General features: G+C 57.4%; 13 protein-coding genes. 6 read left to right on the top strand and 7 right to left on the bottom strand.

Translation table 11 applies throughout. From position 1 onward, the window contains the following. Window positions 1–291: 291 nt before the first annotated feature. From AP059_RS10830 to AP059_RS10820, 3 genes are all read left to right on the top strand, one after another. Window positions 292–1,509 carry a class I SAM-dependent methyltransferase gene (locus AP059_RS10830; RefSeq protein WP_059763179.1) on the top strand — a complete coding sequence of 406 codons (1,218 nt, stop codon included), beginning with the start codon at window positions 292–294 and terminating at the stop codon, window positions 1,507–1,509. Window positions 1,510–1,645: 136 nt separating this feature from the next. Further along, window positions 1,646–2,227 carry a DJ-1/PfpI family protein gene (locus AP059_RS10825; protein WP_059763178.1) on the top strand — a complete coding sequence of 194 codons (582 nt, stop codon included), beginning with the start codon at window positions 1,646–1,648 and terminating at the stop codon, window positions 2,225–2,227. Window positions 2,228–2,242: 15 nt separating this feature from the next. Then, window positions 2,243–2,548: a ribbon-helix-helix domain-containing protein gene (locus AP059_RS10820; RefSeq protein ID WP_059763177.1), complete on the top strand. Its 306-nt coding sequence runs from the start codon at window positions 2,243–2,245 to the stop codon at window positions 2,546–2,548. An 84-nt stretch (window positions 2,549–2,632) separates the two neighbouring features. Here AP059_RS10820 and AP059_RS10815 read toward each other — a convergent pair whose 3' ends face one another. The 3 genes from AP059_RS10815 to AP059_RS10805 form a co-directional block, all read right to left on the bottom strand. Next, complete coding sequence (locus AP059_RS10815; protein WP_059763176.1) at window positions 2,633–5,182, bottom strand: TonB-dependent receptor; 2,550 nt, start codon at window positions 5,180–5,182, stop codon at window positions 2,633–2,635. Window positions 5,183–5,302: 120 nt separating this feature from the next. After that, window positions 5,303–6,253, bottom strand: a complete 951-nt coding sequence (locus AP059_RS10810) for a FecR family protein (RefSeq protein ID WP_059763175.1) — start codon at window positions 6,251–6,253, stop codon at window positions 5,303–5,305. Beyond that, window positions 6,250–6,789 carry an RNA polymerase sigma factor gene (locus AP059_RS10805; RefSeq protein ID WP_059763174.1) on the bottom strand — a complete coding sequence of 180 codons (540 nt, stop codon included), beginning with the start codon at window positions 6,787–6,789 and terminating at the stop codon, window positions 6,250–6,252. Before AP059_RS10805 ends, AP059_RS10810 begins: the two co-directional genes overlap by 4 nt. A 174-nt stretch (window positions 6,790–6,963) precedes the next feature. Here AP059_RS10805 and AP059_RS10800 point away from each other — a divergent pair, with 174 nt between their 5' ends. Further along, on the top strand, window positions 6,964–7,296 hold the full coding sequence (locus tag AP059_RS10800; RefSeq protein ID WP_059763173.1) for a YegP family protein: 333 nt from the start codon (window positions 6,964–6,966) through the stop codon (window positions 7,294–7,296). Between the two features lie 103 nt (window positions 7,297–7,399). On the opposite strand, the gene AP059_RS10795 is transcribed toward AP059_RS10800, so the two are convergent. Continuing rightward, on the bottom strand, window positions 7,400–8,287 hold the full coding sequence (locus AP059_RS10795) for a dihydrodipicolinate synthase family protein (protein WP_059763172.1): 888 nt from the start codon (window positions 8,285–8,287) through the stop codon (window positions 7,400–7,402). 32 nt (window positions 8,288–8,319) lie between these two features. Continuing rightward, window positions 8,320–9,102, bottom strand: a complete 783-nt coding sequence (locus tag AP059_RS10790) for an aldolase (protein WP_059763171.1) — start codon at window positions 9,100–9,102, stop codon at window positions 8,320–8,322. Window positions 9,103–9,252: 150 nt separating this feature from the next. On the opposite strand from AP059_RS10790, the gene AP059_RS10785 reads away from it, so the two are divergent. Then, a complete protein-coding gene (locus tag AP059_RS10785) occupies window positions 9,253–9,795 on the top strand; it encodes a helix-turn-helix domain-containing protein (protein ID WP_059763170.1) in 543 nt (180 codons plus the stop codon). Window positions 9,796–9,808: 13 nt separating this feature from the next. On the opposite strand, the gene AP059_RS10780 is transcribed toward AP059_RS10785, so the two are convergent. Beyond that, entirely contained in the window at window positions 9,809–10,834 is a 1,026-nt protein-coding gene (locus AP059_RS10780; protein WP_059763169.1) for a DUF4917 family protein, read from the bottom strand. 147 nt (window positions 10,835–10,981) lie between these two features. Between AP059_RS10780 and yiaY the strand changes: the two genes are divergently transcribed. After that, window positions 10,982–12,130 carry an L-threonine dehydrogenase gene (gene yiaY / locus AP059_RS10775; RefSeq protein ID WP_059763168.1) on the top strand — a complete coding sequence of 383 codons (1,149 nt, stop codon included), beginning with the start codon at window positions 10,982–10,984 and terminating at the stop codon, window positions 12,128–12,130. Between the two features lie 80 nt (window positions 12,131–12,210). Here the strand turns inward: yiaY and AP059_RS10770 are convergent, their stop codons facing one another. Continuing rightward, a complete protein-coding gene (locus AP059_RS10770; RefSeq protein WP_048363543.1) occupies window positions 12,211–13,734 on the bottom strand; it encodes a fumarate hydratase in 1,524 nt (507 codons plus the stop codon). Between the last annotated feature and the right edge of the window lie 302 nt (window positions 13,735–14,036).

Here is a 14,036-nt window from a genome sequence, read left to right as displayed (position 1 = left end):
TTTTCATGGTTGACTTGTTTGTCGACGTAATAACGAGTTAAGGCACCCAATTTAGGCTGTTCGAATGACCGTTTATGCATGCCGGCCGGCGGCATTTTCAGGGTTTTATCCGTGTCAATTTCATGTGGTTGGTTACGCCACTGAGTCTTTGCAATGCCAGGAAGGGGGGCATCCGAACCCCACGAAGACTGCGCAGCAAAATTACCCCGTGCCCTGTGCCGCCAACCCGCCTAAAATACCCGCCATTGTTTTCTGATTTCCCCTCCTGCACCCCCCGAGGCACCTTTTTCAATGTCAGTGACTGCTACCACCGCCGCGTCCGTGCCGGATCATCGTGCGCAATTTTTGAACCTGCTGGAAACCGGGCTGGCTCAAAACTCCTTCATCAAGCTGGTGCTGGCCAAGTACGTCGGCCCGGACGCCGAGTTGCAGCGGGTCATCATCAAGCAGGTCACGGTCAAGGATCAGCCTTGCCTGTCGTTTGTGTACCGCTATAAGACCCGCGATATCACCAAGAACTTCCCCCTTGATGAGGCCGTGACGACCATTGCCGGGTTGCTGCCTGAAGCGTTCAAAAATGCGCATCTATTGACCCTCACTGACGAAGTGCAACTGGAGTACAGCAAAAAGGGCAAAAGCTCGCTGTTCAAGGGTAAAAGTCAGCAGGCCCGTGAACTGCCTTCGGCTGAGCACAATCGCGAGAAGAACCGTTTTCTGGATTTGACCCGCCCCTTTCTTGCCGACCTTGGGGTGACCAACAAGCAGCAAGAGCTGATCCCGGCGATGTCGCGCAAGTGGAAACAGATCAACAAGTTCATCGAAGTGTTTTCCCACGCGCTGAGCAGTTCGCCGCTTGCGCTAGACCAGCCCATCAAAGTGGCTGACTTCGGCTCGGGCAAGGGCTATCTGACGTTTGCCATTCACGATTACTTGCGTCACAGCCTGCAAGCCGAAGGCGTGGTCACCGGCGTTGAGCTGCGTGAAGACATGGTCACGCTGTGCAATAACGCCGCGCAGCGTCTGGAGCATCCGGGCCTGAGCTTTCAGCACGGTGACGTGCGCAGTTTTGCGCCCACTCCGATTGACGTGATGATCGCCTTGCATGCTTGTGACATTGCCACTGACTACGCGATTCACATGGGCATCCGCTCGGGCGCCGCGATCATCATGTGCTCGCCGTGCTGCCATAAGCAGATCCGCCTGCAAATCCAGAGCCCGGCGCTGCTCAAGCCGATGCTGCAATACGGCCTGCATTTGGGCCAACAGGCCGAAATGGTCACCGACAGCCTGCGTGCGCTGTTCCTTGAAGCCTGTGGTTATGAAACCAAAGTGTTCGAGTTCATCTCGCTGGAGCACACCAACAAAAACAAAATGATCCTTGCGGTCAAGCGCGCCGAACCGGTTGATAACGCCCAGTTGCGGGTGAAAATCCAGGAATTGAAGGCGTTCTACAGCATTCAGGAGCATTGCCTGGAAACCCTGCTGCAAGCGGACGGGTTGCTGAAGTAAATCGGTGTAGTACCGGGTTATTACCCGTGTAGGTACTGTGCGGCTACTCTTGCAGGTGTTAACGAGTCTCCAGCACAGCGCCTACCGGCGCCTGCTGGGTATGCACTCCAAGCCTTCACTCACAGGAGTACGCAGCATGGCGGCGAAAAAGATTTTGATGCTGGTGGGCGATTACGTCGAAGACTACGAAGTGATGGTGCCGTTTCAGGCGCTATTGATGATCGGCCATCAGGTGCATGCGGTCTGTCCGGGTAAAAAATCGGGGCAGACAGTGCGTACCGCGATTCATGACTTTGAAGGCGATCAGACCTACAGCGAAAAACCGGGCCATCTGTTTGCCCTGAACTTTGATTTCGACGCAGTCAACGCCCGCGATTACGACGCGCTGCTAGTGCCCGGTGGTCGTGCGCCGGAATACCTGCGCTTGAACGAAAAGATTCTGCAGTGGGTACGTGACTTCGACAAGGCAGGCAAACCGATTGCCGCGGTCTGTCATGGTGCGCAATTGCTGGCCGCGGCCGGCATCCTGGCAGGCCGTGAGTGCAGTGCATACCCCGCATGTGCCCCGGAAGTGCGTTTGGCGGGCGGTACTTTTATTGATATCGACGTGAACCAGGCCCGTGTGCAGGGCAACCTGGTGACAGCTCCCGCGTGGCCAGCGCATCCGGCCTGGCTGAGCGCTTTTCTGGGGCTGCTGGGGACTTCTATTTCCTTGTAAGGCGAGGGTGTGACCATGTGTGAGCTGTACGTTAAAGCCGACCCGATTCTGTACGAATCACGCTCGCGCTCACTGCGTATTTGCGGCGTGGTCACCACGTTGCGACTGGAAAACCAGTTTTGGGACATCCTCAGTGAGATCGCACAAGCGGATGGCATGACCACCAATCAATTGGTGGCCAAGCTCTACGAGGAAGTGATGGATTACCGCGGCGAAGTGGTCAACTTCGCCTCGTTCTTGCGCGTGAGTTGCACCCGCTATTTGAGCCAGCGCTCAGATCAGGCGCCGGGGCTGAGGGTTGTAACGCGTAACACCCGCTGATCTGGCGGAGCAAACCCGCAGGCTGCGATCTTTTGAGCTGTTAAAAAGATCGCAGCCTGCGCCAGTTCCTCTTACAGGGTGGGGTTAGAAGAACCGCGTAACGCTGATCTTGGCGTTACGCCCCTGGCTGTAGGCGTTATCGCCGCTGAGCATCGGCTGGTAACTCTTGTTGAACAGGTTGTCCACGGTGAAGTTGACCTCGGTGCCTTTAAGGTACGGCTGCTGTGGTTTCCAGTTGGCGAACAGGCCCTGCACGTTATAGCCGTCGTTGGCGTATTGGTCGTAGTAGCGATCGCCCAAGGCACTGATCGCGGTGCCGTAGTACTTGTCGCTGGGCAAACGGTCGGTCTTGCGCACGAACTCGCCTTTCCAGCCGATGCGCGCATCCCATGCCGGTATTTTGGTGCCCAGTATGGCGACCCATTTCGGGGCGGGAATGTCCCGTGCCCAGACGTTCGGTCCCCACGGGTTGGTGTAGGCGCCTTCGTGTTTACCGGTCATCCATGCGTAAGACAGCGAGCCAAAGACGTAAGTGGACTCGTAGAAGCTTTCAATTTCAAAGCCCTTGATGGTCACACTGCCAATGTTGCGGTAGTTGGGTATATTGCCCGGCCCACAGTCTTTGGACATGCTGCCGGCGGCCGTTTGGGATGCGCACCCTACGCCGGTGGCTTTGAAAATTTCATTGTCGACGGTGTTGCGAAACAGGGTGGTGCGGATCAGTGCGTGGTCGTTGTCGCCAAAGATGTGATCAAAGTTGGTGATGTTGCCTGCACGCCAGCCCGTGATGACTTCGGGTTTCAAATTGAGGCTGGTCGCGGTACGGCTGCCCAGTCCTTGAAGCTCGTATTGTTCATCGATTACCGGTGCGCGCCAGGTTTTGCTGTAGTCGACAAACAAGGCGGTGTTCGGGTTTATTTTCCAGAAGCCCGACAGGCGAGGCGACCAGCCAGTGTAGGTTTTGTCGCTGTAGTCGTGACCCAGTTCCGCGTGGTTATAGAACGGTGCGTCGTTTTGCTCGCCGCGGTTGCGCACATGGTCGTAGCGCACGGACGGTGTCAGGGTGAAATCACCGTACGTGATCGCGTCTTGCAGATAGAAGCTATTGGTATCGACCTTGCCCTTGGGCATGAAGCTGGGTTGATAGTGGCCGTAGTTGTACTTCTCTACCTCATAGGTTTTACCCGGCATCCACATGTCGACATCACGCTGGTGCTTGCGAATTTGCATGCCTGTAGTCACAGCGTGATCCAGCGGGCCGCTGGCAAACAGGCTGATGTTTTCGATCTGAAGCATGTCGTCGGTGTAGCCGGTGTCCATCTTGCGACCGCCAGTGGCGGGCTGGAAATAGGCTTGAGAGCCGCGCGTGTCCGTTTGCTCAGTGTTTGAGTGCGAGTACTTGACCTCAAGATTGACCAGCGGGTTTTCGATAGGCTGGTACTTGTATTTGGCCGACCAGGTGGTGTCGATGGTCGAACGGTTGGACAAGTAACGTCTTGAGGCAACGTCGTACCCATATTTGTCGATGTTGGCCTGGCTCGGTGGCGCCGGGTAGCTGATGGCCGAGAAGGGCACCCACAGGTAATTGTTGGAGCGTGAATACGACATCCCGAGGCTATGTTCCTCATTGAAATGCAGGTTCACTTTGAGCAATTGCGCGTCCAGGTCCTGTGCGGTGTTGGGCAAGCGCTTGGGGTTGACCGGGTAGGCGTGCTTGGGGTCCGGTATGTGGCCGGCCAGCTTCATGTCATCGCCATCGCGCTTGGTGTAATACACCAGCGCATCCGCTCGGCCATCATCGGTGCGGCCATACACCGCGCCACTGTAAACCTGTTGGTGGTCGTTGCTGCTGTAGCCGTATTTGAGCATGGCGCCGGTGTCTTTGCCCTCTTCGAGCAGGTCCGGTGCATCTTTGGTTTCCATGTGCACGGAACCGGCAAAACCACCGTTGCCGGTGCGCATGTCGTGCGGGCCTTTTTCGACGACCAGCCCCTTGATCAGTTCAGGCTCGATAAAGATGGTGCCTTGCATGTAGCGTTCGAAGCCGCTTTTGGTCGCGCCATCCACGGTCATTTGTACGTCTTCGGCTTCACCCATGCCCCAGATGTTGATGGTCTGACCGCCGGGCTTGAGCGAGCCACCGAGGTTGATACCGGGCAAGGTCGCCAGCAGGCTGGGAATATTATTGGCCTGATAACGATTGATTTCAGCTTGGGTCAGGGTCGATTTTCCGACGTTGCTGGAGTCAATTTCATTACCGGTGCCAATCACGCTCAGCGCACCCAGTTGCAGGCTGTTGCTGGTGGTGGTGCCTTCCTCTTTGGGGCGGACGACAAAGGTGCGGTCGACCTGGATCAGGCTGAAATCGGTGCCGCGCAACAATTGATTGATGGCGTCTTGCGCGCTGTAGGCACCACTGAGCGCCGGGGCTTTGATGTTGCGCAACAGCTCTTCGTCAAACAGCAGCTGGATCTTGGCTTGCTGGGCCACTGCACTCAACGAACTGGCCAGCGATTGAGCGGGCAATTGCAGTTGGATCGACTCGGCGTGCGCGTGCAGGCTAAAAGCCATGCATGCGCCGAGCAAGGTCGGGCGAGTGCACAAGTGTGAGACGAAATGTGGTGCGCGAAACATGAAACCCCCCAGTGCGGCAACAAAGGCCAAAAAGACATGCGTTAGCAACGCAGACCGAAGGAAGACGCAGCACGATGAGAAAACCTCATATGCGAATGCAAAATATTCGCATATGTTTTTTTAGCGGGGTTCGATGCGTATTTTTCCGTTGTCCAGGAGCACGGTTTTCACCGGTATCAAGGCAGGCAGGGCTTTGACCAAAGCCAGCGGATCGTTGACGTCGAGGTTGCCGGACACCTTGTAACGGGCGAGTGGGCCGCTGGCCAGTTCAATGACGCCGGGGCGGTAGAGGTCCAGTTCGTCGATCAGGCTGGCCAGTTCGCGTTTGCGAAAGGTCAGGTGGCCGCCGCGCCAGTCGGCAATCTCGCTGGAGGTGAGGGTTTGCTCGCTCAACACGTGTCGGGCGTAGTCGTAACTGGCACGCTGGTCAGCGCTTAGCAAGGCCGAGTGTTTGGCGTCGGGCAAAAATGCCACCTGGCCGTGGGCGACGCTGACCACTAATTGCCGCGGGCTGCGACGCACATCAAAGCCGGTGCCGACCACGCGTATCCGCGCATCGCCTGCGTGCACCACCAAGGGTTGGTCTTTATTGGCTGCCACCTCGATATAGAGCTGGCCGTGATCCAGAAAAATGTCGCGTTGATGCGCGCTGAAGTTGATGCGCAGTTGTGTGTTGGCGTTGACGTACAGGGTGCTGCCATCAGGAAGTGTAAGGGTTCTGGCACCCTTGGCCTGTGTGGCAATGTGTTGCTGGTGCAGTGCAACGGGGGTGCCGAGGTTTAATGCAAACACGGCGCACAACACGGCTGCCGCAGTGGCTAATGCCAGCACTGAGCGGCGCTTGACCGGTGGCTTTACCGGGAGCACGCGCGGTTTATTCAGTTGCCTGAGTTCGCCCAAGTCACCCCACAGCGATTCAAATGCGGCATAGGCTTTGGCATGTGCGGGGATGGCGTACCAGGCACTGAATTGAGCGCGGCTTTGACGATCGGGCTGATTGCGGTTGCGCGCAAACCAATGGGCCGCCTCAGCGTCAATGCTGTCTTCGGCGCTGGCGTGAAAAGAGGTCATTTTGGCTGCTCCTTGCCGCTGTCCCGATGTAGATGTTGCTTGCAGTGCAACAAGGCAAAGGCGATGTGCTTTTCCACCATGCTTACCGAAATTCCCATGCGTTGCGCGATCTGCGCCTGACTCAAACCTTCAAAGCGGTGCAGCATAAGGGCTTCGCGGCGTCTGGGCGAGAGTTCTGCAAGCACGGCCTTAAGCTGTTCCAGGCGTTGCAGGCGCTGTGCAGCCAGCATCGGGTCATCCCTCTCATCGCTTAACGGCTCGGCGTCGTGCTCAGGCGGCTCGGCGTGAGCCGAGTGGCGCACCTGCTGACGACGCCAGTGATCGCGCAGCAGATTGCGCGCCATCTGGAACAAAAAAGCCCGTGGTTGCTCGACTTTGGCCCGGTCTTGATAGCCCAGCCATTGGGTGAAAACGTCTTGCGTCATGTCAGCTGCATCGCTGGCGTTGTCGGTGCGTTTGCGCAGGAAATGCAGAATCTGCGTATAGAACTCGCGCAAGGATTCGGCCAACGCGGGATCGTGTTTTAAGCCGGGCATGAAAATCCTTGGGGGCTCAGCGATGCAAAATAAGTTGCGAATGGTATCGAGAATTATTGCTATTTGTCTGCATGGAAATTGATCTTTCGTCATTTCATGCAGATAAATGGATAAAAGCTGGGCGCAGGCTTTACTCAGGCATGCAAAAAACCGTCAGCATTCAGGAGAAACGTCATGTCGGGTTGGTACGAGTTGGGCAAAACCAGTAATGGGCAGTTCCGGTTTGTTTTGAAAGCGGCCAATAACGAGCCGATTTTGGTGAGCGAGCAGTACACCACGCGTGAGGCGGCCAAAAACGGAATTGCTTCGGTGCAGGTCAATAGCCCACTGGATGAGCGCTATGAGAGAAAAGTGGCCAAGGACGGTAAGCCGTACTTCAACCTCAAGGCGGCCAATCACCAGATTATTGGCACCAGCGAGCAATACAGCACCGAGGCGGCACGTGAGAAGGGCATTGCCAGTGTTAAAAGCAATGGGCCGACGACGGTGATTAAAGAGCAGCCGTAAAGGCCTGTAGAGGCTCTGTTGCCAGAGTTGTCGCAACTGACGCGTAGCGCGAGGCTGTGTCCGGTCGCTTGGCAATCGAACACAGCCTTCGGTCTCTAGCGGTTTATTTCAGTTGGGTGAGTAAGCCTTCCAAGTGTTTAACCCCCGCTTCACCCAGCGCGAATACGGGCAGGCGCGGGTCGCCCGCTTCCAGGCCGGTCAGGCGCAAACCGGCTTTGATGGTGGCGGGCAGGCCGCCTTTGAGGATGAATTCGAGCAGCGGCAGTTGGCGGTAAAACAGCGCCCGGGCGCTGTTCAAGTCGTTGGCCTGCACCGCTTGATACAGCGCCAGGTTCAGCGCCGGGATCAAGTTGGGCGCTGCGGTGCACCACCCTTTGGCGCCTGCCGCGAACGCTTCCAGGGCCAACGGGTTGCAGCCGTTGTAGAACGGCACCTGGCCCTCGCCCAGTTGTTGCAGACGGTGCATGCGCTGAATGTCGCCCGTACTTTCCTTGACCATGGTGACGTTTTCGACGGCATTGAAAATCCGCAGGATCAACTCCACGGACATGTCAGTGCCGCTGGTGGCCGGGTTGTTGTACAGCATGATCGGGGAGCTGATGCTGTCGCCGATGGCTTGGTAGTGGGCGAGAATTTCTGCCTCGCTGAGTTTCCAGTAAGAGGCGGGCAGCACCATGACCACGTCGGCGCCGTGCTGTTCGGCGAAACGGGCACGGCGTACGGCCTTGGCGGTGGTCAGGTCGGAGACGCTGACAATGGTCGGTACGCGTTTGGCAACGTGGGCAATGCTGAACGCGCTGACGTCATCCCATTCGGCGTCACTCAGGTAGGCGCCTTCGCCGGTGCTGCCCAGCGGCGCGATGGCGTGTACGCCGCTGTCAATCAGTCGGTCAATGGAGCGGCCCAGGGCGGGCAGGTCGAGGGTGTCGCCGTCTGCCGTGAACGGGGTGATGGTGTAGCCGATGATGCCGTGGAGGGTTGGAGTCGTCATGGTCAGTGTCCTGTCAGGTAGGGGGAGGCGGATCAGTTCAGGCAGTCGGCATGACGACGCAGGTTTTGCCGAGCATAGTAATTGAAGGCAGCGGCGTGGCGTTTTGGACGGCTGATCCAGTCATGGGCTTCGCGACCGAGTGCCGGTGTAATCGGCTTGATGGTGCCCGCCGCCATTGCAAGCAATTGCAGTTTGGCCGCGCGTTCTATCAGTTGGGCAATCACGCAGGCTTCTTCAATACTGGCGCCGGTCGACAATTGGCCGTGGTGCGAGAGCAAAATCGCGCGTTTATCGCCCAGCGCTCCGGCGATCAGTTCGCCTTCTTCGTTCCCCACCGGTACGCCCGGCCAACCTTCCAGAAAAGCGCAGTCTTCATACAGCGGGCACAGGTCCATGTGCGATACCTCAAGCGCCACCTCGAGCATCGACAGGGCGGCCACATGCGTGGGGTGGGTGTGAATGATGCAGTTCACGTCGGGACGGGCGCGGTACACCCAGCTGTGGAAACGATTGGCCGGGTTGGGCATGCCGTGACCTTGGAGCACCTCCAGGTCTTCATTGACCAGCAGCAGGTTGCCCGCAGTAATTTCATCAAACCCCAGGCCCAATTGTTGGGTGTAGTAGGTGCCGGGTTGTGGCCCGCGGGCAGTAATTTGCCCGGCCAGGCCTGAGTCGTGACCATTTTCGAACAGGATGCGGCAGGTAAGCGCCAGCTTTTGCCGGGCAGTCCACGTATTATCCGCCAGCGTATGTTGCATCTGCGCCAGTGCTTGCTTGACCAGTTGTTCTTTGGGAAGTGCTAATGTCTTGGCCATGTCGGTGTCCTCGGTGATTGCCGGATGGGCCTGCCCCTATGGCGTGAAAGGTGATGGGGGCAGTGCGTTATGACACTTAAAAGGCTATATGACACAAAGTGTCATTGGCAAGTAAAACTCGCTACTCCTTTGATGGATTAATCGCTCTACATGTCTATCCGTTTGAAATTACTCAGAAAAAAACTTGGCGTGACCCTTGAGACGCTGGCTGAAAAATCCGGTATGACCAAGAGTTATTTATCGAAAGTCGAGCGCGGTTTGAACACCCCGTCGATTGCCGCTGCGTTGAAACTGGCCAAGGCACTCAACGTCAATGTTGAGGAGTTATTCGCCCAGGAGAATGCCGGGCTTGATGGCTACAGCCTGGTGCGCAGCGATCAGCACCGACTGCTGTCGAGCAATGAAAAGTCGCCGGGGTATGCCGTGTTGGCGCATCAGGTCAGTGAACGTAATTTGCTGCCGTTCATGATGTACCCACCCGCCGAGTTCGCCGACCCCAGCTTCAAAGAGCACGTGGGGGAAGAGTTTCTGTTCGTGCACGAGGGCGCGGTCGAAGTCGATTTCATGAATGAGCGGGTGATCTTGCAGCGTGGCGATGCGCTGCATTTCAACGCGAACAAACCTCACCGCCTGCGCTCGGTCGGTGAGGTACAAGCGCAATTGTTGGTGGTGGTGCACAGCACCGAGCAATAGCGCGAGAGGCGGTTTACTCCTCGACCGGCACTCTGTGCCGGGTTGAACCCAGTGGGTGTGTTTTTGAGTTATAGAAGCGCAATGCCACCTTTTTCTCTGCAAATAGCTGCGTGTAGTGGTTTTTCTGGAAGCGGATAAATGCTTCGCTGCGCGGATAGATCGAGATGCACAGGGTTTTCAGAGGCGCCACACGCAGGGCGTCGATCAGGTGCTGATCCTGCTCGCCCAGGCTGTGGCCGAAGATGCACAGCGTGTCTTTATGAGTCATCAGTTGCTCATGACAAAACGACAGGTAATCGCAATGGCGGATGGATTTACGCTTGTCGTCGCTGGTGCTTTCGCTGACAAACAATGGCACATCGTCCAGCGCGCTGATTGAGTGGTTGATCGCAAAGTTGCTGAGCAAGGCCGACTCGTTACCCGTGCATTTGCGCGCTTTGCCTTCCTGGTTTTTCACCAGATGCAGCGCGCCGTGCAGGTACAGCACGCGCGTGGTTTTGCCTTTGCTCAGGCTGTCGCCCAGCTCAAACGTGGCGCCCGGGGTATTGAACAGGTCATTGAAGCGCTTGGGGGCCTGCATCAAGGCCCAGGGCGTGAGCAGGTCATAGTTGGCGCAATACACCGTGGCGTATTGCGCCAACGCTTCTTGCCAGCACGCCAAGGTGTGCGGCTGCATCAGGCGCCACGGGATGTGCACGTCCTGGGTGCTGTTGATCAGCGCTTCCTTGATTGCGTAATAGCGTTTGCGCGGTGATGCCGAATTGATTGCCAGGGCTTTGTTGACCTTGCTCGCGGTTTTAAGTGCGCTGAGCACGTGTTCAAAGTTACGTGTGCCCAAGGCTTCAAACACACTGAGTTCGGTCTGGCTGAGGGGTTTTTCGGCCACACTGCGGGTTTTTTCAAACAGCGAGTCGTAATAAAAGTCATGCCACACAGCCATGCTTGCGCCATTGCCCAGCAGCAAGCCGCTGCACGGGGTGCTGGTGCGTAAGGCGTTCCAGTCTTCTAGTTCGGCATCAAATTCCTGGAAGGGGGTCATCGCAAATATCGTCTCAAGGCGTGGGCGGTGCAGGACTTTATCACGCCGCTGTGTTGAGCCAGATCAACATCCTTATTAACTGATGGGGTGAAGCTATGCTCATTGACTTCATCAGCGTCGCGGGTGCGCCCGCAAAGAGGACTCGCCATGACCAGTACCTTTTTTATTCCTGCCGTGAACATCATGGGCAACGGTTGTCTGGATGAAGCCATGACTGCGATTCGCAATTATGGGTTTCGTAACGCGTTGATCGTGACCGACGCAGGTCTGGCCAAGGCGGGGGTGGCCGCTAAAATTTCCGAAAAACTTGCATTGCAAGACATCAATGCCGTGATCTTTGACGGTGCCAAACCCAACCCGAGTATTGCCAACGTTGAAGCGGGTTTGGCAGTGCTCAAGCAGCATCAGTGTGATTTTGTGTTGTCGCTGGGCGGCGGCTCGCCCCATGACTGCGCCAAGGGTATTGCGCTGTGCGCGACCAATGGCGGGCATATTCGTGATTACGAAGGCGTAGACCGCTCGGCCAAACCGCAATTGCCGCTGGTGGCTATCAACACCACCGCGGGCACGGCCAGCGAGATGACACGGTTTTGCATCATTACCGACGAAGAGCGCCACGTAAAAATGGCCATCGTTGATCGCAACGTGACACCGTTGCTGTCAGTCAATGACCCGGAGTTGATGGTGGCCATGCCCAAGGGGCTGACCGCGGCTACGGGTATGGATGCGCTGACGCACGCCGTCGAAGCGTATGTGTCGATTGCCGCCAATCCGATTACCGATGCGTGCGCAATCAAGGCGATGGAGCTGATCAGCCATAACCTGCGCGATGCGGTGAAAGACGGCACGAATCTGACTGCCCGCGAGAACATGGCTTACGCGCAGTTTCTAGCCGGCATGGCGTTCAACAATGCGTCGCTGGGTTTTGTGCATGCGATGGCGCACCAACTGGGTGGCTTCTACGATCTGCCGCACGGGGTGTGCAATGCCGTGTTGTTGCCCCATGTACAAACGTTCAATGCCAGTGTGTGCGCATCGCGCCTGACCGACGTGGCCCATGCATTGGGTGCGGATGTACGCGGTTTAAGCCCGGAAGAGGGCGCGCAGGCGGCCATTGCGGCGATTCGTACACTGGCCAAGGATGTAGAGATCCCGGCGGGCCTGCGGGACTTGGGCGCCAAGCTGGATGACATACCGCTGCTGGCCACCAATGCCTTGAAAGATGCGTGCGGGTTCACTAACCCGCGTAAAGCGGATCAGGCGCAGATTGAAGAGATTTTTCGTAACGCGTTTTGATGCCAGGGGCTGTTTAAAACAGCGCCCATAAAAAAACGGCCGGTTTAACCCGGCCGTTTTCGTGTCTGGCTGATCAGTGCTTACTGCACTTCAACAGCCAGGCTCTCGCTGATTTTCTTCTGCCAGATCGCCGGGCCGGTGATGTGAACCGACTCGCCTTTGCTGTCGACTGCCACGGTCACCGGCATGTCTTTCACATCGAACTCGTAGATCGCTTCCATGCCCAACTCGGCAAAGGCCACCACGCGCGACTTTTTGATCGCTTGGGCCACCAGATAGGCCGCGCCACCCACCGCCATCAGGTACACCGCTTTGTGATCCTTGATCGCTTCGATTGCGGTCGGGCCGCGCTCGGATTTACCGATCATGCCCAGCAAGCCGGTTTGGTCAAGGATTTGACGGGTGAATTTGTCCATCCGCGTCGCTGTGGTCGGACCTGCTGGCCCCACTACTTCGTCGCCAACCGGGTCAACCGGGCCCACGTAATAGATGAAGCGGCCTTTGAGATCGACCGGCAAGGTTTCACCCTTGTTCAGCATCTCGACCATGCGCTTATGCGCCGCATCACGACCGGTGAGCATTTTGCCGTTCAACAACACGGTTTCGCCCGGCTTCCAGCTTTGTACGTCTTCAGGCGTCAGGGTGTCGAGGTTGACGCGGCGGGCCGATGGGCCTGCTTCCCAGACGATTTGCGGGTAGGCGTCCAGCGGCGGCGCTTCGAGCGATGCCGGGCCGGAGCCGTCCAGTACGAAGTGGGCGTGACGGGTGGCCGCGCAGTTCGGGATCATGCACACCGGCAGCGACGCTGCGTGGGTCGGGTAGTCCATGATTTTGACGTCGAGCACGGTGGTCAGACCGCCAAGGCCCTGGGCGCCGATGCCCAGCTGGTTGACCTTTTCGAACAGCTCCAGGCGCATCTCTTCGATACGATTGGACGGGCCGCGCTTGATCAACTCGTGAATGTCGATGGACTCCATCAGCACTTCTTTGGCCATCACAGCGGCTTTTTCAGCCGTGCCGCCGATACCGATGCCCAGCATGCCCGGTGGGCACCAGCCCGCGCCCATGGTCGGAACGGTTTTGAGTACCCAGTCAACGATCGAGTCGGACGGGTTGAGCATGGCCATTTTCGACTTGTTCTCGGAACCGCCGCCTTTGGCCGCGACGTCCACTTCCACGGTGTTGCCCGGAACAATGGAGTAGTGGATGACTGCAGGGGTGTTGTCCTTGGTGTTGCGACGGGCACCGGCCGGGTCGGCCAGGATGGAGGCGCGCAGGACGTTTTCTGGCAGGTTGTAAGCGCGACGCACGCCTTCGTTGATCATGTCGTCCAGGCCCATGGTGGCGCCGGTCCAGCGCACATCCATGCCCACACGCACGAACACGGTGACGATACCGGTGTCCTGACAGATCGGGCGGTGGCCAGTGGCACACATGCGCGAGTTGATCAGGATTTGTGCCATCGAGTCACGGGCCGCTGGCGATTCTTCGCGCAGGTAAGCCTCGTGCATGGCCTGGATGAAGTCCACCGGGTGGTAGTAGGAAATGAATTGCAGGGCGTCAGCAACGCTCTGAATCAGGTCGTCTTGCTTGATCACGGTCATGGGTCGCGCTCCTCTATAAGACGGGAACATTCAATTAAGGTGTTTGCGACCTGGGTGTTTCGGTCTGTCGTAAACATCTTTGCAGGGATATACCGGGCACGCATGACCGGTACAAAAAAGGCGCGGCAGTATAACCCGGCCAACCTTGTGATACATCCGTTGCGGTTAAAACGAAAGTAGGGGGTGCGCGTCGTCGCTGCCCAAGGCTGTGTCCCACAGCGAAGGCGTCGTAGAATCAGCCCGCGAAATCATTCAGCTAAATCGCGTGCGCCATCTTATGATCGCCTGCAATAAGACGTCTA

Origin of the sequence: Pseudomonas sp. TAA207 (assembly GCF_001529285.1) — a bacterium.
GTDB classification, from domain to species: domain Bacteria; phylum Pseudomonadota; class Gammaproteobacteria; order Pseudomonadales; family Pseudomonadaceae; genus Aquipseudomonas; species Aquipseudomonas weihenstephanensis.
This window is presented reverse-complemented; position numbering and strand designations above follow the sequence as displayed.